The following is a 22327-nucleotide window of genomic DNA, read 5'->3' as shown; positions in this document are numbered from 1 at the left end:
AAAACGTATCGCGGAATTCGGGCCGGATAACCGGGGAATACCCGCGAATAACGGGTTTTCAGGCGCTAATCTGCGAAAACGCCGTTACTAAAAATACTAAACAAAACGCGAAAAAGGCAAGGTGGGTGTGCGGATTGTCTGCCGGTGCCGACGGAGTGCCGAAAAGGGGCCGCGAGGGGCAGCCGGACTGCGGGCCGAGGCGAGCGTGGGGGCGCGCCGCGCTGTGGCCGCGGCCCTGCAACGAGCGATGCCGTTGCGCAATAGTCGAACCTTGCGCCGGCCGGGCATCGGTGCCGCCGCACGGTGCGCGAGCGCTTTCCGTGCGCACCCTGCGGCTGCCTGCCGTTCAGCCCGCCGCGATCGCCACGGCCGGCGGTTCGCCGCGATCGCGCAGCGCGGCGCGGCCGGCATCGAGATCGACGACCGCGAGCCCGTCCGGCTGCTGCTTCGCCCGCCGCTTCGCGAGCGCCGCGACCGACGCGATCTCGTCGCTGCCGTAGCGCTTTGCGCCGTGCGCGCCGGCCGGCACGCCGACCGCGCCGATCGCCATCGTCACGAACCCGAAGAACGCCGGGTTGCCGTGGCGGTCCTCGCCGCGCAGCCCGCCCGCCTGCCGGTCCGCCTGCGTGTAGAAGAGTTGCGCGCCGTCGTTGAAGCGTGCGATCGCGTCGGCGGCGCGCTCGCGCCAGTCGTCGCGTTGGAACAGCACGAGGAAATCGTCGCCGCCCACATGGCCGAGAAAGTCGCGCTGCGGATCGCACACGCCGGCCAGCACCGTCGCGGCGAATTTCAGCACTTCGTCGCCCTGCCAGTAGCCGTACTGGTCGTTGAACGGCTTGAACTGGTTCAGGTCGACGTAGCACGCGTGAAAGCCGGCGTCGCGCTGGAGCAGGCGGTCGATGTGCGCGCTGATCGGAATGTTGCCGGGCAGGAAGGTCAGCGGATTCGCGTAGCGCGCGGCCTCGATGCGCATCTCGGTCACCGCGCGCACGAGGCTCTCGCCGGTGCCGAGCCCGACATAGCGCCCGTGTTCGGTGATCACGAAGCCGTCCGCGAGATAGCGCTGGTCGTGGCGCGCGAGCAGCGTCGCGAGCTGCTCGAACGTGGTTGCGTTGTCGATCATCAGCGGCGCATCGTTCGCGAACTGCAGGCACGGCTTCTTCCCGAACACCTCGCGGTGATAGGGCAGCGCGAAACGGTCGATGAAGCTGCGGCGATTCACGAGCGCGACGGGCCGCCCGCGCTCGACGAGCGCGACCGCGTGCAGATCGGGCATCCGGTTGAACAGGTCGATCACGTCGTTGCTGGTCGCGTCGCGCGGCAGCGCCGGGGCGGGCACGAGCATCTTGCCGGCGATCGTGCCGGCCGGCCGCACCGCGCGCGTCACGCCGGGAAACACCGCGATGTGCGGCGCGCGGATCGCGTCGCGCGCGGCCGGCGCGACCACCCGCGACGGCTGCGCGTTCGGCCGCCCGAGCAGGAAGCCCTGCACGCAGCAGATGCCCATGTCGCGCACGACGATCAGGTCGCATTCGTTCTCGATGCCTTCCGCGATCAGCTTCGCGCCGCTCGCCTGCGCGAAGTGCTGCATGGCCTTCACGGCTTCGAACTTGAGCGGGTCGTGCGCGATGTCGTGGATGAAGAAGCGGTCGATCTTCACGACGTCCGGGTGCAGGCGCAGCCACAGGTTCATGCTTGCATTCGCGGTGCCGTAGTCGTCGAGCGCGAACTGGATGCCGGCGTCGCGCAGCGACGCGACCGCCGGCCCGATGTCCGCGAGATCGGGAATCGCGTTCTGCTCGGTGAGTTCGATCACGATGCGTTCGGCGCCGATCCGCGCGCGGCCGAGGAACTGGCGTGTGCGCTCGCGTTCGCTGGCGAGCGTGAGGATCGCGCCCGCGCTGAAATTGAGGAACAGCTTGCCGTCGCAGCCGAGCGCGGCGAACGCGTCGAGGCAGGTGAGCGCGGCGGCTCGTTCGAGCGCGATGGTTTCGCCTTCGCGCGCGGCCTGCGCGAACAGCGCGGCGGGCGGCTCGAGGTCGGTGCCGCGCGGGCCGCGGATCAGCCCTTCGTAACCGACGACTGTCCCCGATCCGAGGTCGACGATCGGCTGGAACACGGCGGCGAGCGCGCGATCCGCGATCAGGCGCGTGGTGCGGGGGGCGGCGGAATCGGAGGAGGACGCGGGCATTGGCGAAGGCAGCCGAATCGACGGGACGACCGGCTTAACGGCACCGCTGGCGGAGAATTGAATGAAGATTGTGTGACACGACACGTGTTGCCGGTGCAGCGAGCCGGATGCGCATCGGGGCGAGGGGTGGAAGGGAGGTGGGCGGGAGAGGCGGGAAGCGGGAAGCAGAAAGGCGGAAGGCGGAAGGCCGCCATCGGCGGCCATCGCGCCCCCGCGCCCCCGCGCATCAGCGCATCAGCGCATCAGCGCTTGCCCGCGCTCAGCGCGCCGGACCTGGCTGCCGTGTCGCCTTCGTCGTGCTCGCCGCTCGTGTCGCGCGCCCCCCAGCGCTGCGCGAGCGCCGCGCACGCCATCAGCTGGATCTGGTGGAACAGCATCAGCGGCAGCACGATCGCGCCGACCGCGTTCGCCGAGAAGATCACCTTCGCCATCGGCACGCCGGCCGCGAGGCTCTTCTTCGACCCGCAAAAGATGATCGTGATCTGGTCGGCGCGGTTGAAGCCGAGCCGCTTGCCGACGAACGCGGTCAGCAGCAGCGCGATCGCGAGCAGCACGAGGTTGACGACGAGCAGGCCGCCGAGCGCGCGCGGCGGAATCTGGTGCCACAGCCCTTCGTTGACGGCCTCGCTGAACGCGACGTAGACGACCAGCAGGATCGAGCCCTGGTCGACGAAGCGCAGCACGCCGCGATTGCGGTCGATCCAGCCGCCGATCACGGGCCGCAGCAACTGGCCGGCGATGAACGGCACGAGCAACTGCATCACGATGCTGCCGACGGTGCTCCACGGCGACGCGGCCGCGGCCGACTGCGACGTGATCATCAGCCCGACGAGCGCCGGCGTGACGAAGATTCCGAGCAGGCTCGACGCCGAGGCCGCGCACACGGCGGCCGGCACGTTGCCTTTCGCGATCGACGTGAACGCGATCGACGACTGGACCGTCGACGGCAGCGCGCACAGAAACAACACGCCCGCATACAGCGTCGGCGTGACGAGCGGTTGCAGCACCGGTTTCAGCGCGAGGCCGAGCAGCGGGAACAGCGCGAACGTGCTGAGCAGCACGATCGCGTGCAGCCGCCAGTGGGTCGCGCCGGCGACGACGGCTTCGCGCGACAGTTTCGCGCCGTGCAGGAAAAACAGCAGGCCGACGGCGATGTTGGTCGCCCAGTTGAACGCATGGGCGGCCGGGCCGCGGCAGGGCAGCAGGCTCGCGAGCACGACGGTGCCGATGAGCGCGAGCGTGAAGTTGTCGGGCAGAAAACGGGGACGGGCCATCGGGAACTCGATTTGGAAACGGCGAAGGCGCGCGTCGCGCGCGCGGATGGCGTTATTGTCCGGGTTGGCGATTCACCAAACAAATTCATTGTGTGAATCGATTGATGAATCGATTGCATGACGCGAAGGCCGCCGCGTCGCCCCGGCCATGCTCGAAACCGCAGAAGAACGTTCTGCCGCAATCGCGTGCCGAAGCGAAAAAACCTAGCAGTAACATGGTGTTACACCGATGCCGGCGACCTAACACTTTTTGGCTCGACACACTTTCCCCCCGCTCATAAATTACTGCTGAAAGCCTTGGGTCGGCCGAAAGGAACCGACGGCGGGCGTCGATGGGCACGGAACGATGACGGAACGGGTGAAACGGAAGATCGGACGATGGGTGGCAGGCGCGCTCGGCGCGCTGCTGATGCCGCTCGCGCTGGCCCAGCCGCCCCATGGCAGTCACGGCTTCGGCGGCCACGGCTTCGGCGGCGGCGACATGCGCGCGTACGGCCGGCCGGCCGGCGGCCCCGGCGGCGGTCCGGGCTGGCGTCACGTCGCACCGCCTGCCGGCGTACGTGCCGGCGGCGTGAGCGGCGCCGGCTCCCGCTGGGGGCTGCGCCCGACGCCGTCGTACGGCCATTACGCCGCGCAAAGCCCGTATCGGCCGATCAGCGCCGAAGTCCGCCAGATGCCGCGCCCGCCGGGCGGCGGCAACGTCCCGCTGCGGGCCGGCTCGATCCGCGCCGACGTCGCCCGCTACAACGAGGAGCGCGGCGGTCGCCCGATGCCGCCGCCCCGCTCGCAGGAAGAGCCTGCACACTCGCCTTCGTTCTCCCCGTTCTACCGAAACTGAGCGCCCCCGGCGCTCGTCCCCTTGCCGGCTGATGCGAATTCGCCACAGTCGCGCGCAGATTTCCGCTGATTTTCCCGCCGCATTGCGCTATCTTTCGCGCCCGGTGCGCGCATGCCGCGCCGCCGTCCGCCGGTGCGACCGTATTCGCGCCGGGCCGCCGCCGTGCATCCGGCCATGGATACATGCCGCGAAGTTAATGCAGGCGCTATACCCGCAATAAGTGTGCGCAATTTTGACCGGACGAATGATCCGTAAAGATGGCTGCGCCCCATACGACGCAAGCACTCGGCTCCAAACAACAACGCTCGCGCCACTTATCGACTATCCGACAAAACCTGGAGATCCCATGAAAGCATTCGCCCGCCGTGCGTCGCGCACGTCCGTCAAGCTGATCGCCGCAGCCGCCTGCGTGGCGGCCGCCGCACCCGTCCATGCGCAGTCGAGCGTCTCGCTCTACGGGCAGGTTGACGAATGGGTCGGCGCCACCAAGTTCCCGGGCGGCGATCGTGCGTGGAACGTGTCGGGCGGCGGGATGTCGACGTCGTACTGGGGCCTGCACGGCACCGAGGATCTCGGCGACGGCTACAAGGCGATCTTCACGCTGGAGAGCTTCTTCCGCGCGCAGAACGGCCAGTACGGCCGCTTCCAGGGCGACACGTTCTTCGCGCGCAACGCGTACGTCGGCATCAGCTCGCCGTACGGCACGGTGACGGCAGGCCGCCTGACGACGCACCTGTTCCTGTCGACGATCCTGTTCAACCCGTTCTACGACTCGTACACCTTCTCGCCGATGGTGTATCACGTGTTCCTCGGCCTTGGCACGTTCCCGACCTATCCGAGCGACCAGGGCGCCGTCGGCGATTCGGGCTGGAACAACGCGGTGGGTTACACGTCGCCTTCGTTCGGTGGCCTGAATTTCGGCGCGATGTACGCCCTTGGCAACCAGGCCGGCGACAACCGCTCGAAGAAGTGGAGCGCGCAGTTCAACTACGCGAACGGCCCGTTCGCGGCGACCGCCGTATATCAGTACGTGAACTTCAACAACGGCCCGCAGGACCTGAGCGCGCTCGTGACCGGCATGAAGAGCCAGGGTATCGCGCTGGTCGGCGCGACCTACGACCTGAAGCTCGTGAAGCTGTTCGGCCAGTACATGTATACGAAGAACGACCAGGTCGCGGGCAGCTGGCACGTGAACACCGCGCAGGGCGGCGTGTCGGTGCCGATCGGCGTGGGCAACGCGATGGCGTCGTATGCATACTCGCGCGACGCGGGCGGCCTCGACCAGACGCGCCAGACCTGGGCCGTCGGCTACGACTATCCGCTGTCCAAGCGCACCGACGTCTACGCGGCCTACATGAACGACCATATCAGCGGCCTGTCGACCGGCAACACGTTCGGCGCAGGCATTCGCGCGAAGTTCTGACCCACGCGCGCGATCGAAGCGCCGGCCGCGCGCGTCAATCACGCGTGCCGACTGCATGTTTTCGCGCCCGTCATTTCCGGCCCGAAGCGGCGCCGTCACCCGCGGCGCCGTTTTGCCTTTCTTGACCTTTCTGTTCCCACGCCTTTGTTACCCTATCTCGTAATTGGTTGATTCCCCGGGATTGCGAGCTAGTTCGATGGATACCCTCGTCAGCATGAATGTGTTTCGCTACGTCGTCGAAGTGGGCAGCTTCGTCGGCGCGGCGGAGCGCATGCAGATGTCGGCGGCGATGGCGAGCAAGCACGTGATGCACCTCGAGCAGCAGCTCGGCGCGCGGCTGCTGCATCGCACGACACGACGCGTCGCGCCGACCGAGGCGGGACGCGAATACTACGAGCGCCTCGTGCAGGCGCTGTCCGAACTCGACGAAGCCGGCCAGGCCGTCGGCGCCGCGAGCGTGGTGCCGCAGGGCAGGTTGCGCGTGACGTCGCTGTCCGCGTTCGGGCTGCGGCACGTGATGCAGGCCGTCACCGATTATGCGGGCCGGTTCCCGGACGTGACCGTCGACATGACGCTGTCCGATCGCGTGGTCGACCTGATCGAGGAAGGCTATGACGTCGCGGTGCGCGCGGCGCCGAACGGATTGAAATCGTCGTCGCTCGTCGCGCGCCAGATCGCGACCGCGCACATCCTGCTGGTCGCGTCGCCCGAGTATCTCGAGAAGCACGGCACGCCGCAGACGATCGCCGATCTCGCGCACCACAACTACCTGCGGCGCGATTCGAATTCGACGATGCTCGATTCGCTGGTAATCGACGCGGCCGCCGCGTCGCGCGTGAGCCTGAACGGCAACCTGATCGTCAATCATCTCGAAGGGCTGCGCGCGGCCGTGCTCGCCGGCGCGGGCATCGCGCTGCTCGGCACCGAAGTGGTCGGCGACGACATCGAATCGGGCCGGCTCGTGCCGGTGCTGCTCGATTCCGTGCCGCCGCACGAGGCGCCGATCTATGCGGTGTATGCGAGCCGCCGCCACGTGTCCGCGAAGGTGCGCTCGTTCGTCGATTTCCTGGCCGCGCGTTTCGAAGGGCAGTCGCTGTGCCCGTCGATCGAATCGCGCCTGCGCGTGCTGCCGATCACGCGGATGAAGCGCGCGGTCTGAGCGACGTTTCCCGCCGCGGCGGCCCAAACGAAAAGCGCGAACCATTGCGGTTCGCGCTTTTCGTTTGGCTGGACGATTCTCGCGTCGAGGGCGGCCGCGACGGCCTCCGCCTCCGTCAGCGCGGGATGCCGAGTCGCGCCTTCGCGTCGTCGTACTCGCGCTTGAGCCGCTCGACGAGCGCGCCGACGCTCGGCAGATCGTCCATCAGGCCGACGCCCTGGCCGGCGCCCCAGATGTCCTTCCACGCCTTCGTCTTGTCGCTGCCGAAATTCATCTTGGTCTTGTCGGATTCCGGCAGCGCGTCCGGATCGAGGCCGGCCTTCTCGATGCTCTCGCGGATGTAGTTGCCGTGCACGCCCGTGAAGAGGTTCGTGTAGATGATGTCCGACGATTTCGCATTCAGGATCGCATGCTTGTAGTCGTCGATCGCGTGTGCTTCCTGCGTCGCGATGAAACGCGTGCCCATGTACGCGAAATCCGCGCCCATCGCCTGCGCGGCGAGGATCGAGCCGCCGTTCGCGATCGAGCCGGACAGCACGATCGGGCCGTCGAAGATCTTGCGCACTTCGCCGACCAGCGCGAACGGCGACGTCGTGCCCGCGTGGCCGCCGGCGCCTGCCGCGACCAGGATCAGCCCGTCGACGCCCGCTTCGAGCGCCTTCTGCGCGTGGCGCAGGTTGATCACGTCGTGCAGCACGATGCCGCCGTAGCCGTGCACCGCGTCGACGATCTCGCGCGCCGGCGCGCGCAGGCTCGTGATGAAGATCGGCACCTTGTGCTCGACGCACACGCGCACGTCGTGCTCGAGCCGCGTGTTCGACTGGTGGACGATCTGGTTGACCGCGATCGGGCCGATCACCGCATCGGGGTGTTTCGCCTTGTGGTCGGCGAGTTCCGACTGGATCTGCGTGAGCCACTCGTCCAGCAGTTCGGCCGGACGCGCGTTGAGTGCGGGAAACGAACCGACGATGCCCGCCTTGCATTGCGCGAGCACGAGTTCGGGGTAACTGACGATGAACATCGGCGACGCGATGACGGGCAGCGTCAGGTTCTGCAGGACGGTGGGCAATGCCATGTGATGTCTCCAGTCTCCGGGGGCGTTGCGGGCGGACGGTGATTTGCGTGTATTGAGTGTAGCGGCGGAACGCGTTCGTTCATATTAATACGAACGGTCGTGCGATTCTACGCGAGCTTAACAAACTCGGCGGTGGGCCGGCAATCGAGTGAGTGTTCTCTTTCTACGGTTTCGCGTGCTTACCCCGCTGTGAAGACGCGCCGGCGCTCCTAAAATAGCCGCCATAACAAACCAACGAGAAATAAACCATGTCGTTTGAGGCGTTTGCACCGTTTCGCGTGACGGTGCAGGACACCGACATTTTCGGTGTCAAAGGAGGCGCGGGTCCGCCGCTGCTGTTGCTGCACGGCCATCCGCAGACCCACATGATCTGGCATCGCGTCGCCGCGACGCTCGCGAATCACTTCACCGTGATCGCCACCGACCTGCGCGGCTACGGCGCCTCGGGCCGGCCGCCGAGCGACGCGCGGCACGCGCCGTATTCGAAACGCGCGATGGCGGCGGACCAGGTCGCCGTGATGCGGCATTTCGGCTTCGCGCAGTTCCACGTGTGCGCGCACGATCGCGGCGCGCGGGTCGCGCACCGGCTCGCGCTCGATCACGCGGAGGCCGTCGAGCGGATGATGCTGCTCGACATCGCGCCGACGCTCGCGATGTACGAGAAAACCGATCGCGCGTTCGCGACCGCGTATTTCCACTGGTTCTTCCTGATCCAGCCCGAGCCGCTGCCCGAGACGCTGATCGGCGCGCACACCGACGCGTACGTCGAGCGCGTGATGGGCAACCGGTCGGCCGGGCTCGCGCCGTTCGCGCCCGAGGCGCTCGACGCGTACCGGGCGGCGCTCGCGCAGCCGGGCGCCGTGCATGCGATGTGCGAGGACTATCGCGCCTCGGCGACGATCGATCTCGAGCACGATCGCGCGGATCTCGAACGCGGCAACAAGATCGCGTGCCCGCTGCGGGTGCTGTGGGGCGAGCACGGCGTCGTCGGCCGCTGCTTCGATCCGCTCGACGAGTGGCGGCGCGTCGCGCGCGACGTCAGCGGCCGCGCGCTCGATTGCGGGCACTACATTCCGGAAGAGGCGCCCGCCGCGCTGATCGGCGAACTGCTCGCGTTCTTCGACGCGCGCGACGCGGCCGCGTGACGGGGCGGGCGGCGGCGCGTGCCGCCTGCGGCCCGATGGCGCGCGCTGTTCGCGGCTCGGCGACGTGCGCCGCGCGCGGCTTAGCGGTGCGCGTGGTCGTCCTCGACGAGCGGCGGCAGGCGGCGCGGCACGGGCGTCGATTTCACGATCGCGGTGCTCGTCTCCGCGCGCTCCGTGACCTTCGACAGGATGTCGTCGAGGTGCTCGATCGTGCGCAGGTAGAGCCGGCAGATGAAGCAGTCGTCGCCGGTCACCTTGTCGCATTCGACGAATTCGGGAATGCGCCGCAGCAACTCCTCCACCAGATGCAACTGGCCCGGCAGCGGCTTCACGCGGACGATCGCCTGCAGCGTGTAGCCGAGCGCGCGCGGGTCGAGCTCGACGGTGAACGCGGCGATCACGCCTTGCGCCTCGAGCCGCCGCACGCGGTCGGCGGTCGCGGGCGCCGACAGCCCGATCTGCCGGGCGAGTTCGCTGGTCGCGATGCGGGCGTCGTCGGCCAGCGCGGCGACGATCGCGCGGTCGGTCGCGTCGAGCGACGCGACCGCGGGCGGAGAAAGGCGTTTCGGCATGATCGCTTTGCTTTTGAAGGTGAATCGGCTGATTCACTTCAGTTTAGCCGTGGTTTCGGCGGAAGCAAGTTTCTAGAATCGAAGTCATCCCCGCTATTCAACGGAGTTCTTGATGGCCTCGAATGAAATGCGCCGCGGCGCCGCCGAGATGATCGTCGCGATGCTGATGTCCGGCACGATCGGCTGGCTCGTGATGTCGTCGCGGCAGCCGCTGACGAATGTCGTGTTCTTCCGCTGCGTGTTCGGCGCCGCGACGCTCGCGATCGTCTGCGCGGCGTTCGGCTTTCTGCGCCGCTCGCTGTTCTCGCCGCGGATGCTCGCGCTCACGACGCTCGGCAGCCTCGCGATCGTCGCGAACTGGCTGCTGCTGTTCGCCGCCTATTCGCGCGCGTCGATCTCGATGGCGACGGCCGTCTACAACACCCAGCCGTTCATGCTCGTCGCGCTCGGCGCCATCGTGTTCCGCGAGCGGATCACCGCGTCGACGCTCGCGTGGCTCGCGCTCGCGTTCGCCGGGCTCGTGTTCGTGGTGCGCGTCGAGCCGGCCGTGCTCGCGGTGCCCGGCGAATATCTGGAAGGCGTCGCGCTGTCGCTCGGCGCGGCATTCCTGTATGCGATCTCGTCGATCATCACGAAGCACCTGAAGGGCACGCCGCCGCATCTGCTCGCGCTGCTGCAGGTCGGCCTCGGCATCGTGCTGCTCGCGCCGTTCGCGCAGTTCGACACCTTGCCGGCGACGGCCGGGCAATGGGCCGACCTGATCGTGCTCGGCATCGTCAACACGGGGCTGATGTACGTGCTGCTGTACGGCGCGATCCAGAAGCTGCCGACCGCGATGACGGGCGCGCTGTCGTTCGTCTATCCGGTCGTCGCGATCGCCGTCGATCGCGTGGCGTTCGGGCAGACGCTCGCATGGACGCAGGTGTTCGGCGCGCTGCTGATCCTTCTCGCGGCGGCCGGCGTGAACCTCGGCTGGCGCATCGTGCCGGCCCGTCGCGCGACGGTCGGCAACTGAAACGGTCGGACGATTCGGCGCGCCGGCGCGCTCACGCCGCGGCACGTCGAAGGCGCGTGTCGGGGATGCAGATTGCCTGCGCAACGACGTCGCGCGGACGTCGTGCGCATCGATGAAAAGCGCTGCAAGAAGCTGTAGGGAAACACCCGATGCGATGCGCCCGCGTCGCTCGTATGATGCGGGCTGTGACGTTGATCACGTTCACAGGATTCCGATCTCGATGCCGTTCGCCCGTGAGGCTGAACGGCTTTTTTTTTATGTCTCGCTGCCCGCGATCAGCCGCCGACGCGCGTCCAGCCGTGCGAGCAGCGCGCGCCTCGCATCGTCGTCCGACTCACGCCATCCCTTGATCTCGCCGCGCGTGCGCAGGCAGCCCGCGCACCAGTCGGTGCGCGGATCGATCCGGCAGACGTCGGTGCACGGCGACGCGACCGTGGCGACCTGCATCGTCACGTCGCTCATGCGGACGCCCGCAATGCGACGTCCGCGACGGGCGCGCCCGTCAGCGACACGAGTTCGTGCGGCGACAGGTTGAACACCGCGTGCGGATGGCCGGCCGCGGCCCACAGGCTGTCGAGCGCGAGCAGGTCGGCGTCGATCAGCGTGACGGGTTCGACCAGATGGCCGATCGGGCACACGCCGCCGATCGCATAGCCGGTGTGGTCGCGCACGAACTTCGCGTCCGCGCGACCGACCGGGCCGACCTGCGCGGCGACCTTCTGCTCGTCGACGCGGTTCACGCCGCTCGCGATCACCAGCACGGGCGCGCCGTCGGCCTGCCGGCGAAACAGGATCGACTTCGCGATCTGCGCGACCGAGCAGCCGAGCCCGGCCGCGGCCTCGGCCGACGTCTTGCCGGTTTCGGCGAGCATCACGATGCCTTTCGCATGGCCGCGCTCGCGCAGCAGCAGCGCGACGCGTCGCGCGGAATCGGGGAGGGAATCGAATGAAGCGGGTGTCGTCATGGAAAGGAATCCGTGGAATGGCGTGATCAGACGCAGTTCGCGGCGTCGGCCGCGCTTTGCGCCTTGGCAAGCAGTGCTCGACCGGCGCGCGACACGTTCGCGCGGCCGATCGCGTTCGAGATGAAGTCGCCGGCGGCGACGACCTGCGCGAGATCGATGCCGGTCTCGATGCCCAGGCCCTGCATCAGGTACAGCACGTCCTCGGTCGCGACGTTGCCGGTCGCGCCCTTCGCGTACGGGCAGCCGCCGAGGCCCGCGACCGACGCGTGGAAGATCTCGATTCCTTCGAACAGCGCCGCGTAGATGTTCGCGAGCGCCTGGCCGTAGGTGTCGTGGAAGTGGCCCGACAGGCGCTCGCGCGGGAACACGCGCGTGACCGCCGCGAGCACCTCGCGCGTGCGCTTCGGCGTGCCGACGCCGATCGTGTCGGCGATGTCGATCTCGTCGCAGCCGAGCGCGGCGAACCGCTCGACGACGTCGACGACCGACGCGACCGGCACCTCGCCTTGATACGGGCAGCCGAGCGCGCACGACACGCTGCCGCGCAGCCGCAGGCCCGCGTCCTTCGCGGCCTGCGCGACGGGCTCGAAGCGCGCGATGCTCTCGGCGATGCTGCAGTTGATGTTCCGCTGCGAGAACGCTTCGCTCGCCGCGCCGAAGATCACGACTTCGTCCGCGCGGGCGGCCACCGCATTCTCGAAGCCCTTCAGGTTCGGCGTGAGCACCGAGTACACGGTGCCCGCGCGGCGCTCGATGCCGGCCATCACGTCGGCGCCGTCGGCCATCTGCGGCACCCATTTCGGCGACACGAACGACGCGGCCTCGACGTTGCGGAAGCCGGCGCGCGACAGCTTGTCGACGAGCGCGATCTTCACGTCGGTGGGCACGAAGGTCTTTTCGTTCTGCAGGCCGTCGCGCGGGCCGACTTCGACGATCTTGACGGCGGTGGGGAACGTCATGGTTGTCTCCAGTTTTATCTCGGGCGGAATTCAGTAGCCGCGCGCGTAGTCGACGATGCCGCTGACGGGCGCGCCGCGCTCGAACGCGCGGATCTTGCCGGCGATCTGCTCGACGGCTTCCGCGCGCAGCGTCTCGGCCGAGCTGTGCGGCGTGATCGTGATGCGCGGCGCGCGCCAGAACGGATGGTCGTCCGGCAGCGGTTCGTGCTGAAACACGTCGAGCGTGGCCGCGGCGACCTGGCCGCTCGCGAGTGCGTCGAGCAGATCGGCTTCGACGAGATGCGCGCCGCGCGCGACGTTGACGACGTACGCGCCGCGCGCGAGCCGTGCGAACGCGCGTGCCGACAGAATGCCGTCGGTGTCGCGCGTGCTCGGCAGCAGGTTGACGAGCACTTTCGCGCCGTCGATGCACGCGTGGAACGCGCCGTCGCCGGCGAAGGTCGCGATGCCGTCGAGCTGCTTCGCACTGCGGCTGTAGCCGCGCACCGGCAGGCCGAGCGCGGCGAGCGCGCGGGCGACTTCGGCGCCGAGCACGCCGAGGCCGAGGACCGCGACGGTGAAGCCCGCGCGCGCATGCGGTTCGAGCGGCTGCCAGCGGCGTTCGCGCTGTTGCAGGTCGTATTCGTCGAAGCGGCGCAGGTAGCGCAGCACCGCGTGCGTCACGTATTCGACCATCTGCCGCGCCATGCCCGAATCCTCGAGCCGCACGAGCGGCACGTGCGCGGGCAGCGTGCCCGGATGCGCGCGCTCGAGCGCGAGTAGCGCATCGACGCCCGCGCCGAGGTTGAAGACCGCGCGCAGGCCGTCGCGCGGCGCGAAGAACTCGCGCGGCGCGCGCCACACGAGCGCGTAGTCGGCGGCGGCCGTATCGCCCGGCTGCCATGCGCGCAGTTCGGCTTCGGGCAGCGCGCGGGCGATTTCGTCGCGCCAGGCGACGGCTTCCTGATGCGGTGAATGGAACAGGATCTTCATTGCGTGACGGCGCGCGCGCCGGCGAGGCGCGTCACGGGAACGGCGAGCGAAGCCGGGCGCGGCGCGCCGGCGGATGTAGCGGACATCGGGCGACTCCTGACGACCGGCCCGGCGCGTCGGCGCGGGGACCGGTTCCGTGTGAAGCTGACGGGAAGCCCACATTCTACGGTTTCGCGGCACATTGCGCCGTCGGTGCGGGCCTTGCGGCCGGCGCGGGCCGCCGTCGCGCGGTGGCGCGGCCGCCTCCGGTCGCCGCGCAAAAGCAAAGCACAAAATATTGGTTCGGCCGCCGCGTGCCCGACGCCACAATCGAACCTCGTCTTCAAGCAAGCGAGGGCAATCATGCGCGCATGCAGCAAATCGGCGTGGCCGCCGCGGCTCGTCACCGTTCCGGGCCTGCACGGCAGCGAAGGCGCTCACTGGCAGACCTGGCTCGAGCGGCAGTTTCCGCGCGCGTTGCGGGTCGAGCAGCACGACTGGGACGCACCCGATCTCGCGGGTTGGGCGCAATCGGTGCGCGCGCTGCTCGATCGCGAGCGCGGCCCGTTCGTGCTCGCCGCGCACAGCTTCGGCTGCCTCGCGGCCGCGCATGCGCTCGCGCAGTCGCCGCACGCGGGCGATGTCGCGGGCGTGCTGTTCGTCGCGCCGGCCAGCCCGAAGAAATTCACGTTTGCCGGGCCGTTCGACGCGCGCCGGCTCGCGGTGCCGTCGATCGTGATCGGCAGCGAGACCGATCCGTGGATGCCGCTCGCCGATGCGCGCATGCTCGCGCAGCGCCTGGGCAGCGCGTTCGTGAACCTCGGCGATGCCGGGCACATCAACACGGCGGCCGGCTACGGGCCGTGGCCGCGCGCGAAATACTTCATCGACACGCTGGTGCATTGCGCGGCGCCGCTGCGTTTTCGCGACGCGGACGACGGCTTCGACGCCGCGCTCGTCGAGCGCGCGCTCGCGGTCTGACGGGCGGGTTGCACGGCGCGTGCCGCGCGGTGGCGGTCGCGGCATGGCGGGCCGTCGCGCGTGCAACGCGCAGGCGGCCCTGCCTGACGGCGGCCGGGTGCGAATCCCTCGGCCGGCCATGCTCGACGTGGCTCGCGAAGCGGCGCGATACCGTGCCGTTCGCGCCGTCGCCTACCATTACGTCATGTCAGCAGCGGCTCGACGCGCGCGTCCACTGCGCTGCCTGAACAGGGGCGACTCCTGTCACGTGGCGGCGGGATCAGCCCGGCGGCGACGCGGCGGCGCTTGACGCGGCTGCGTTCGCGGAGGGCTTCGCGTCGTCGTCGTCATCGGGCGGGTAGTGCACGACGGGCGGCGCGAGCGGCGCGGCATCGGACGCGGCGGCGTTCGCGGTCGCGTCGCTGTTGAACGCGCTGGCGACGCCGCTCGACGCGCCGGCCTGCTGGGCGGCGTCGGTCGCGTTGGCGTCGTGCGGCGCGTCGTCGCTGCACGCGGCGACGAACACGGCGGCACACAGAACGACGGCGACGGAAACGCGACGCATGACTTCTCTCCTGACAGGCTGATCGGGAAACGTTTTCGAGTATGCCGCCGCGATGCGACGTTTCGGTGAATCGTTTGCGATTCCGGCGTGATCGCGAGTGATCGCGAAATGGTTTCGTCAGCGTGATCGAATGCTGTCGCGGCGTTCCTCCCACCCATGGCGGAATTTTCCAGCAGAGGCCGATGCTGCGCGCATTTACACGGCGCGCCACGTCGGGACCCGGCCACGGCCGACGCGGCCGCCCTGCGCGGCATGGCCAATGCGACCGGCAACTTGTGACCGATGCGCGCCCGGCCACGCCCGAAAACCGGGCGTTATTGCCGCTTCGTCAGCGAACGGCCAGCCGCGCGCCAGCGTGGCGTCATGACGGCGCTATCACCGCCGGCTCGCCCCGTCTGCCGCCCGGTGCGCGCCGCTCACGGTGGCCGGCCCTGCCCCCGTACGCGGCTCCCGCCGTTTCGCGGCACCCGAATTGCTCTTTGCCGATGCGCGTGCCGACCGCGCTGCCATCCGGGCACGCGGCGCACATCCGCGTCCATCAACCACGGAGCGAGCAGAAGTCATGTCCAGCGATCGATCCGATTCCCCGTCTGCCGAACCGGCGCGCGATGCGGCCCCGTCGCCGCTCGGGCCGGGCCGTTCAGCGGCGGCGCCGCCGTTGCCGCCCGATACGCCGTCCAGCGCCGCGCGGCGCCGTTTCCTGCAATCCGCGGCGGCGGCCGCGACCGTCAGCGCCGCATCGCACGTTCATCCGCAGCCGCCGCACGCGGCATCCACGCCGGCCGCGCCCCGCCGCGACGCGGTGCCGGCGCAGCCCGTGCGCCTCAACATCAACGGGCGCGCATACACGCTGCAACTCGAACCGCGCGTCACGCTGCTCGACGCACTGCGCGAATACGCGGGGCTCACGGGCACGAAGAAGGGCTGCGATCGCGGGCAGTGCGGCGCGTGCACGGTGCTCGTCGACGGCCGGCGCATCAACGCATGCCTGACGCTCGCGGTGATGCACGAAGGCGCGCGGATCACGACCGTCGAAGGGCTGGCGCGCGGCGGCGAGCTGAGCCCGGTGCAGCGCGCGTTCGTCGAATGCGACGCGTTCCAGTGCGGCTACTGCACGTCCGGCCAGCTCTGCTCGGCGACCGCGCTGCTCGACGAGTTCGCGGCGGGGGCCGGGAGCGCCGCCACCGACGACGTGCGGCGCCGTCCCGTGCAGCTGTCGGACGACGAGATCCGCGAGCGCATGAGCGGCAACCTGTGCCGCTGCGGCGCGTACCCGAACATCGTCGCCGCCGTGCGCGCCGCGCATGCGGCGCGCGGCTAGGCGCGGAGGCCACGGCAATGGAAGCGATCTCCTACGAACGCGCGACCGACGTCGCCGGCGCCGTGCGCGCGGCGCAGCGGCCCGGCGCGGCCTTCATCGGCGGCGGCACGAACCTGCTGGACCTGATGAAGGGCGGCGTCGCGCGGCCCGTCGCGCTCATCGACATCACGCGCATCGCGGGCCTCGATACGGTCGACGCGCTGCCCGGCGGCGGCGTGCGCATCGGCGCGCTCGTGCGCAACAGCGAGGCGGCCGATCATCCGCACCTGCGCGCCGACTATCCGCTGCTGTCGCAGGCGCTGCTCGCCGGCGCGTCCGCGCAATTGCGCAACATGGCGACCGTCGGCGGTAACCTGATGCAGCGCACGCGTTGCCCGTATTTCTACGATCCCGCGTTCGCGCAATGCAACAAGCGCGCGCCGGGCAGCGGCTGCGCGGCGATCGGCGGTCACAACCGGATGCACGCGATCCTCGGCGCCAGTCCGCAGTGCGTGGCGGTGAACCCGTCGGACATGAGCGTCGCGCTCGCCGCGCTCGACGCCGTCGTGCAGGTGAGCGGCCCGCGCGGCGCACGGCAGATTCCGATCGCGTCGTTTCACCGCTTGCCCGGCGATCGTCCCGATCTCGACACGACGCTCGAACCGGGCGAGCTGATCACCGCGGTGGACCTGCCGCCGCCGCGCTTCGCCGACCATGCGCACTATCTGAAGGTGCGCGATCGCGCGAGCTACGCGTTCGCGCTGGTGTCGGTCGCGGCCGCCTTGCGGATGGACGGTCCGCGCATCGCCGACGCGCGCATCGCGCTCGGCGGCGTCGCGCACAAGCCGTTGCGGGCGATGGAGGCGGAAGCGCATCTCGTTGGCCGCACGCCGACCGACGCGACGCTGCGCGAGGCGGCCGCGCTGGCGTTGCGCGATGCGCGGCCGCTCGACGGTAATGGCTTCAAGGTCGCGCTCGCCCAGCGGGCGATCGTCCGAGCGGTCGGAACGGCAGCCGCCACGACAGGAGGGGCCGCATGAACACGATGACGGGACAACCGCTCGACCGTGTCGACGGGGTACTGAAGGTGACGGGCGGCGCGCACTACGCGGCCGAATTCTCCGATGCGCGGCTCGCGCACGCGGTGCTCGTGACGAGCACGATCGCGTCCGGGCGCATCGAGTCGATCGATGCGGCGCGCGCCCGCGCGATGCCGGGCGTGCTGATCGTGATCACGCACGAGAACGCGATGCGGCTGCCCGACGGCGGTCGGCCGCCGCTGTCGCCGCCGGCCGGGCGCCGGCTTACGTTGCTGCAGGACGACACGGTGCGCTACAGCAACGAACCGGTCGCGGTCGTCGTCGCCGAAACGCTCGAGCAGGCGACCGACGCCGCACAGGCCGTGCAGGTGCGCTATCGCGCGAGCGATGCCGTCGCGGATTTCGCGCAGGCGAAGCGCGGCGCGCGCGTGCCGCCGAAGCAGCAGGGCCGCCCGATGGATACGCGGCGCGGCGACGTCGACGCGGGCCTGCGCGAAGGCGCGGTGCGCATCGACGCGACCTATACGACGCCGATGCAGCACCACAACCCGATCGAGCCGCACGCGACGATGGCGCGCTGGGACGGCCCGACGCTCACGCTGCACGATGCGACGCAGGGCGTGTCGGGCGCGAGCACGGCGGTGGCCGCCGTGTTCGGCATCGCACCGGAACACGTGCGCGTGATTTCGCCGTTCCTCGGCGGCGGCTTCGGCTGCAAGGGCTCGTCGTGGTCGCACGTGTCGTTGTGCGCGATGGCCGCGAAGCAGGTCGGGCGCCCGGTTCGCCTCGCGCTGACGCGGCCGCAGATGTTCGGCCCGGTCGGCGGGCGGCCGTTCACCGAACAGCGCATCGTGCTGGCCGCCCGCCGGGACGGCACGTTGACGGCGATGCGCCACGACACGATCGCCACCACGTCGACGTTCGAGGACTGGATGGAGATGTGCGGGATGCCGTCGCGGATCATGTACGCGGTGCCGAACCACGCGACCACGCACCGGATCGTGTCGCTGAACGTCGGCACGCCGACGTTCATGCGCGCGCCCGGCGAGGCGTCGGGCTCGTTCGCGCTCGAATCGGCGATGGACGAGCTCGCGTGGCAACTCGGGATGGACCCGGTCGCGCTGCGGCTCGCGAATTACGCCGAGGTCGACCCGCAGGACGGCAAGCCGTGGTCGAGCAACAAGCTGCGCGAATGCTACGAGGTCGGCGCGCGGCGCTTCGGCTGGTCGCGGCGCACCGGCGCGCCGCGCACGATGCGCGACGGCGACACGCTGATCGGCCTCGGGATGGCGGCCGCCACGTATCCGGCGAACCGCAGCGAAGCGTCGGCGCGGGCGCGCATCCTGCCGGACGGCACGGCCGAAGTCGCGTCGGGCACGCAGGACATCGGCACCGGTACTTACACGGTGATGACGCAGGTCGCGGCCGATGCGCTCGGTTTCGCGCCGCAGAACGTGCGCTTTGTGCTCGGCGATTCGAGCCTGCCGCGCGCGCCGGTATCGGGCGGCTCGCAATCCGCGGCGAGCGTGGCGCCCGCCGTGCGCGAGGCCGCGCTGCAGGCGCGCGCGAAGCTGATCGCGCTGGCGATCGCCGATCCGGGTTCGCCGCTGCACGGCGCCGCGGCCGACGACGTGACGGTCGACGACGGCTGGGTCGTGCAGCGCGGCGAGCCGTCGCGGCGCGATCCGGCCGCGGCGGTGATCGCGCGCGCGGGCGGCCGGCCGATCGACGCGCAGGCGACGACGAAGCCGGGCGACGAGAAGTCGCGTTATGCGTCCCATTCGTTCGGCGCGGTATTCGCCGAAGTGCACGTCGACGCCGAGCTCGGCACGATTCACGTACCGCGCATCGTCGGCGTCTACAGCGTCGGCAGCCTGCTCAACGCGAAAACGGCACGCAGCCAGTTGATCGGCGGGATGGTGTGGGGGCTCGGCACCGCGCTCGAGGAGGGCTCGCATCTCGACGTGCGGCACGGCCGCTTCACGAACGCGAATCTCGCCGAATATCACGTGCCCGTGAACGCGGACATCGGCGAGCTCGACGTGAGTTTCGTCGACGAAAGCGACACGCATTTCAATCCGCTCGGCATTCGCGGCATCGGCGAAATCGGCATCACCGGCGTGCCGGCCGCGATCGCCAATGCGGTCTATCACGCGACCGGCGTGCGGGTGCGCGATCTGCCGATCACGCTCGACAAGGTGGCGATGCCGATGCGCGCGTGAGCGTCGGCGTCGGCGTCGGCGCCGGCGTGGGCGTCAGCGCCGCGGCGTCCTGCGCCGCACTTCGCTGCGCAGCCAGTCGAGCCACGCGCGGATCGCCGCTTCGTGAGGATGGTCGGGGCGCCACACGACGTAGTGCGCGTACACGTCGGCGATGCGCACCGTCGATATGCGCACGAGCGTGCCGTCCGCGAGTTCGGGCTCGATCAGCGAGCGGCGCGCGAGGGCGACGCCGCGGCCTTGCAGCGCCGCGTCGATCAGCACGTTCGCGTCGGTGAAGCGCATCGATCGAAGCCGAGCTCGCCGACGGCCGCACGTGGGCCGAGCCCGGCCGTTTCGTGCGGCGGTTCGTTCGGACCGCGAAGTTCGGACGTGTCCAATTGCCATGTCGCGCCCAATTCTATTGAATGAGAAGCATTCTCATCAATGGAGTGGAGTGAACATGAGCCGTTGCATCCAGTCGAGCGCGACGCCGCCGCGGCGCGCGACCGCATCCGTCGCGTTCGCGATGATGACCTGTGCGGCCGCGCCGGCAGGCGCGGAGGAAGGCGAGCCGCGCCACGCGCCGCACCTGGACCCGATCGTCGTGCACGGCGCGCGCGACGCCGGTTCGCGCGTCGACCGGTCGGGTTCCGCCAAATATGCGACGCCGCTGCTCGACGTGCCGCAGACGATCACCGTCGTCCCGCGCGCGGTGCTCGACGAACAGCAGGCGCTGAGCTTGCGCGAGGCGCTGTCGAACGTCGCGGGCATCACGTTCAACGCCGGCGAGGGCGGCGGCGGGTCGGGCGACCTGTTCAATATCCGCGGTTTCGGCGCGAACGCGAACCTGCAGCTCGACGGGCTGCGCGACAGCGCGCAGAACAATCGCAGCGACCTGTTCAACGTCGAGGCGGTCGAGGTGATCAAGGGGCCGAACTCGGTGTTCGGCGGCGCCGGCACGACGGGCGGCTCGGTGAACCTGGTCAGCAAGACACCGAAGGCGGGTGCGTTCACCGAGGCCGGCACGATGCTCGGCACATCGGACTACCGCCGCGTGACGCTCGATGCGAACCGGCCGCTGCCCGGCTCCGACGGCCGCGCGGCGTTCCGCCTGAATGCGATGGCGCACGTCAACGACGTGCCCGGCCGCGACGACGTCCGCAAGCGGCGCTGGGGCATCGCGCCGTCGCTCGCGTTCGGTCTCGGCACGCCGACGCGCGTCACGCTCGGCTATTTCCACCAGTACGACAACAACCTGCCCGACTACGGGCTGCCGGCGCACAACGGCCAGGTGCTGGCCGGCGTGCCGCGCGACCGCTATTTCGGCTGGCGCAATCTCGACCGCGAGCGCATCACGTCGGATACGTTCACCGTGAAGGCCGAACACGACGTGTCGTCCGGCCTGAAGGTGCAGAACCTGAGCCGCTATGCGCACCTGAATCGCGACACGGTGATTTCGGCGTCGCACGTGAACCTGCAGGGCCTGCCGCCGGGGCGCTACAAGCCGGCCGGGCCGCAGGGCTATGGCCGCGATGCGTCGACCGCGATGTGGGCGAACCAGACGAACGTCACCGGCGCGTTCTCGACGTTCGGCATCGGGCATACGCTGGTCACGGGTTTCGAGATCTCGCGCGAGACGTACGGCCGCACGACCTATTCGTACGGGCTCAACCGCTTCTACCCGGCCGACGGCTTCGCGCTCGCCGCGCCGCCCGGCGTGTGGCGCGGCCCGGCGCAGCGCCAGGACAGCGCGCGCAACGACACCGCGCTGGTCGTGAAGGCGCTGTACGCGTTCGACACGATCTCGGTCGGCCGCTACTGGGACATCGACGTCGGGCTGCGGCACGACTGGATCGACGGGTGGTCGGAAGGGACCGCGGCCGGCAAGCCGACCGAGCGCGCGGACACCGCCGATCGACATCTGAGCACGCGCGCGGGGCTCGTGTTCAAGCCGACCGACAACGGTCGCGCGTATTTCGCGTACGGCACGTCGTTCAACCCGTCCGCCGAATTCCTCGTGACCACCGGCTCCGGCGTGAGCGCGGCGACCGGCGCGCTCGCGCCCGAGAAAAACGAGAGCTTCGAACTCGGTGCGAAATGGGAAGGACTCGCGGGCATCGCGCTGAACGGCGCGCTGTTCCAGACCGAAAAGAAGAACGCGCGCGAACGCATGGCCGACGGCAGCTATGCGCTCGCGGGCCGGCAACGCGTGCGCGGCGTGGAGCTCGGCGCCGCCGGCAAGGTGACGCCGCGCTGGGACGTGTTCGCGAACTACACGTATCTGGCGAGCGTGACGCTCAGCTCGCCGTCGTCGCCGCGGCGCGACGGGCAGGCGCTCGGCAACACGCCGCGGCACGCGTTCAACGTGTGGACGACCTATCGGTTGCCGGCGGGCTGGACGCTCGGCTACGGTTCGCACTTCGTCGGCCGACGCAACGTGACGTCGCAGGGCGACGGCAAGCTCGGCGCGTACTGGGTGCACAACCTGATGGCGAGCTACGACGTGAGCCGCCGGCTGCGCATTCAGCTGAACGTCGACAATCTGTTCGATCGCGCGTACGTCGAACGCGTGCGGCAGGTGTCGGGCAGCGAATCGCGGTCGTCGGCGGTCGAGCTCGGCGACGGCCGTTCGGCGATGCTGTCCGCCGTGTACAAGTTCTGACCGCGCAGCGCGACGGCGGCTGCCACTCGACG

The 22327-nt window shown here is 69.6% G+C and carries 20 protein-coding genes; 10 read left to right on the top strand and 10 right to left on the bottom strand.

The features are described from left to right. Positions 1-346: 346 nt before the first annotated feature. Together CFB89_RS15555 and CFB89_RS15550 are read right to left on the bottom strand one after the other, a co-directional pair. On the bottom strand, positions 347-2191 hold the full coding sequence (locus tag CFB89_RS15555) for a phosphodiesterase (RefSeq protein ID WP_089468628.1): 1845 nt from the start codon (positions 2189-2191) through the stop codon (positions 347-349). A gap of 242 nt (positions 2192-2433) precedes the next feature. Then, entirely contained in the window at positions 2434-3465 is a 1032-nt protein-coding gene (locus tag CFB89_RS15550; protein ID WP_089468627.1) for a bile acid:sodium symporter family protein, read from the bottom strand. A gap of 346 nt (positions 3466-3811) precedes the next feature. On the opposite strand from CFB89_RS15550, the gene CFB89_RS15545 reads away from it, so the two are divergent. The 3 genes from CFB89_RS15545 to CFB89_RS15535 all read left to right on the top strand — a co-directional run bounded on the left by CFB89_RS15545 (position 3812) and on the right by CFB89_RS15535 (position 6885). After that, positions 3812-4303 carry a peptide-binding protein gene (locus CFB89_RS15545; RefSeq protein WP_089468626.1) on the top strand — a complete coding sequence of 164 codons (492 nt, stop codon included), beginning with the start codon at positions 3812-3814 and terminating at the stop codon, positions 4301-4303. Between the two features lie 346 nt (positions 4304-4649). Continuing rightward, a complete protein-coding gene (locus CFB89_RS15540) occupies positions 4650-5726 on the top strand; it encodes a porin (protein ID WP_089468625.1) in 1077 nt (358 codons plus the stop codon). Between the two features lie 196 nt (positions 5727-5922). Then, positions 5923-6885, top strand: a complete 963-nt coding sequence (locus CFB89_RS15535) for a LysR family transcriptional regulator (protein ID WP_089468624.1) — start codon at positions 5923-5925, stop codon at positions 6883-6885. A 115-nt stretch (positions 6886-7000) separates the two neighbouring features. Here the strand turns inward: CFB89_RS15535 and CFB89_RS15530 are convergent, their stop codons facing one another. After that, positions 7001-7960, bottom strand: coding sequence for a nitronate monooxygenase family protein (locus CFB89_RS15530; protein ID WP_089468623.1), 960 nt, complete (start codon positions 7958-7960; stop codon positions 7001-7003). A gap of 248 nt (positions 7961-8208) precedes the next feature. Between CFB89_RS15530 and CFB89_RS15525 the strand changes: the two genes are divergently transcribed. Beyond that, positions 8209-9105, top strand: coding sequence for an alpha/beta fold hydrolase (locus CFB89_RS15525; RefSeq protein WP_089468622.1), 897 nt, complete (start codon positions 8209-8211; stop codon positions 9103-9105). Positions 9106-9185: 80 nt separating this feature from the next. Here CFB89_RS15525 and CFB89_RS15520 read toward each other — a convergent pair whose 3' ends face one another. Further along, the gene (locus tag CFB89_RS15520) at positions 9186-9677 is read right to left on the bottom strand and encodes an Lrp/AsnC family transcriptional regulator (protein ID WP_050014344.1); all 492 of its coding nucleotides are present in this window, start codon (positions 9675-9677) and stop codon (positions 9186-9188) included. A 112-nt stretch (positions 9678-9789) separates the two neighbouring features. Here CFB89_RS15520 and CFB89_RS15515 point away from each other — a divergent pair, with 112 nt between their 5' ends. Beyond that, positions 9790-10692 (top strand): DMT family transporter, encoded by a 903-nt coding sequence (locus CFB89_RS15515; RefSeq protein WP_089468621.1) that lies wholly within the window; start codon positions 9790-9792, stop codon positions 10690-10692. A gap of 255 nt (positions 10693-10947) precedes the next feature. Here the strand turns inward: CFB89_RS15515 and CFB89_RS15510 are convergent, their stop codons facing one another. From CFB89_RS15510 to CFB89_RS15495, 4 genes are read right to left on the bottom strand one after another with little or no spacing between them, the layout of a single operon-like run. After that, complete coding sequence (locus CFB89_RS15510; RefSeq protein WP_089468620.1) at positions 10948-11154, bottom strand: DUF1289 domain-containing protein; 207 nt, start codon at positions 11152-11154, stop codon at positions 10948-10950. Next, positions 11151-11657: a YbaK/EbsC family protein gene (locus tag CFB89_RS15505; RefSeq protein WP_089468619.1), complete on the bottom strand. Its 507-nt coding sequence runs from the start codon at positions 11655-11657 to the stop codon at positions 11151-11153. The genes CFB89_RS15510 and CFB89_RS15505 overlap by 4 nt, the downstream gene beginning before the upstream one ends. A gap of 26 nt (positions 11658-11683) precedes the next feature. Beyond that, complete coding sequence (locus CFB89_RS15500; protein ID WP_089468618.1) at positions 11684-12616, bottom strand: hydroxymethylglutaryl-CoA lyase; 933 nt, start codon at positions 12614-12616, stop codon at positions 11684-11686. Between the two features lie 30 nt (positions 12617-12646). Next, entirely contained in the window at positions 12647-13588 is a 942-nt protein-coding gene (locus tag CFB89_RS15495) for a glyoxylate/hydroxypyruvate reductase A (RefSeq protein WP_089468617.1), read from the bottom strand. Positions 13589-13930: 342 nt separating this feature from the next. Here CFB89_RS15495 and CFB89_RS15490 point away from each other — a divergent pair, with 342 nt between their 5' ends. Beyond that, a complete protein-coding gene (locus CFB89_RS15490; RefSeq protein WP_089468616.1) occupies positions 13931-14548 on the top strand; it encodes an alpha/beta hydrolase in 618 nt (205 codons plus the stop codon). 259 nt (positions 14549-14807) lie between these two features. Here the strand turns inward: CFB89_RS15490 and CFB89_RS15485 are convergent, their stop codons facing one another. Continuing rightward, positions 14808-15092 (bottom strand): hypothetical protein, encoded by a 285-nt coding sequence (locus CFB89_RS15485; protein WP_089468615.1) that lies wholly within the window; start codon positions 15090-15092, stop codon positions 14808-14810. 562 nt (positions 15093-15654) lie between these two features. On the opposite strand from CFB89_RS15485, the gene CFB89_RS15480 reads away from it, so the two are divergent. From CFB89_RS15480 to CFB89_RS15470, 3 genes are read left to right on the top strand one after another with little or no spacing between them, the layout of a single operon-like run. Beyond that, positions 15655-16413: a (2Fe-2S)-binding protein gene (locus tag CFB89_RS15480; RefSeq protein WP_089468614.1), complete on the top strand. Its 759-nt coding sequence runs from the start codon at positions 15655-15657 to the stop codon at positions 16411-16413. A gap of 17 nt (positions 16414-16430) precedes the next feature. Then, positions 16431-17432 (top strand): xanthine dehydrogenase family protein subunit M, encoded by a 1002-nt coding sequence (locus CFB89_RS15475; protein WP_089468613.1) that lies wholly within the window; start codon positions 16431-16433, stop codon positions 17430-17432. Next, positions 17429-19654 carry a xanthine dehydrogenase family protein molybdopterin-binding subunit gene (locus CFB89_RS15470; protein WP_089468612.1) on the top strand — a complete coding sequence of 742 codons (2226 nt, stop codon included), beginning with the start codon at positions 17429-17431 and terminating at the stop codon, positions 19652-19654. Before CFB89_RS15475 ends, CFB89_RS15470 begins: the two co-directional genes overlap by 4 nt. Before the next feature lie 33 nt (positions 19655-19687). On the opposite strand, the gene CFB89_RS15465 is transcribed toward CFB89_RS15470, so the two are convergent. Beyond that, positions 19688-20038: a LysR substrate-binding domain-containing protein gene (locus CFB89_RS15465; RefSeq protein ID WP_256979676.1), complete on the bottom strand. Its 351-nt coding sequence runs from the start codon at positions 20036-20038 to the stop codon at positions 19688-19690. Between the two features lie 55 nt (positions 20039-20093). On the opposite strand from CFB89_RS15465, the gene CFB89_RS15460 reads away from it, so the two are divergent. After that, positions 20094-22295, top strand: a complete 2202-nt coding sequence (locus CFB89_RS15460) for a TonB-dependent siderophore receptor (protein WP_089468611.1) — start codon at positions 20094-20096, stop codon at positions 22293-22295. Positions 22296-22327: the final 32 nt, after the last annotated feature.

The organism is Burkholderia sp. AU16741 (assembly GCF_002223345.1).
Lineage (GTDB): Bacteria > Pseudomonadota > Gammaproteobacteria > Burkholderiales > Burkholderiaceae > Burkholderia > Burkholderia sola.
This window is presented reverse-complemented; position numbering and strand designations above follow the sequence as displayed.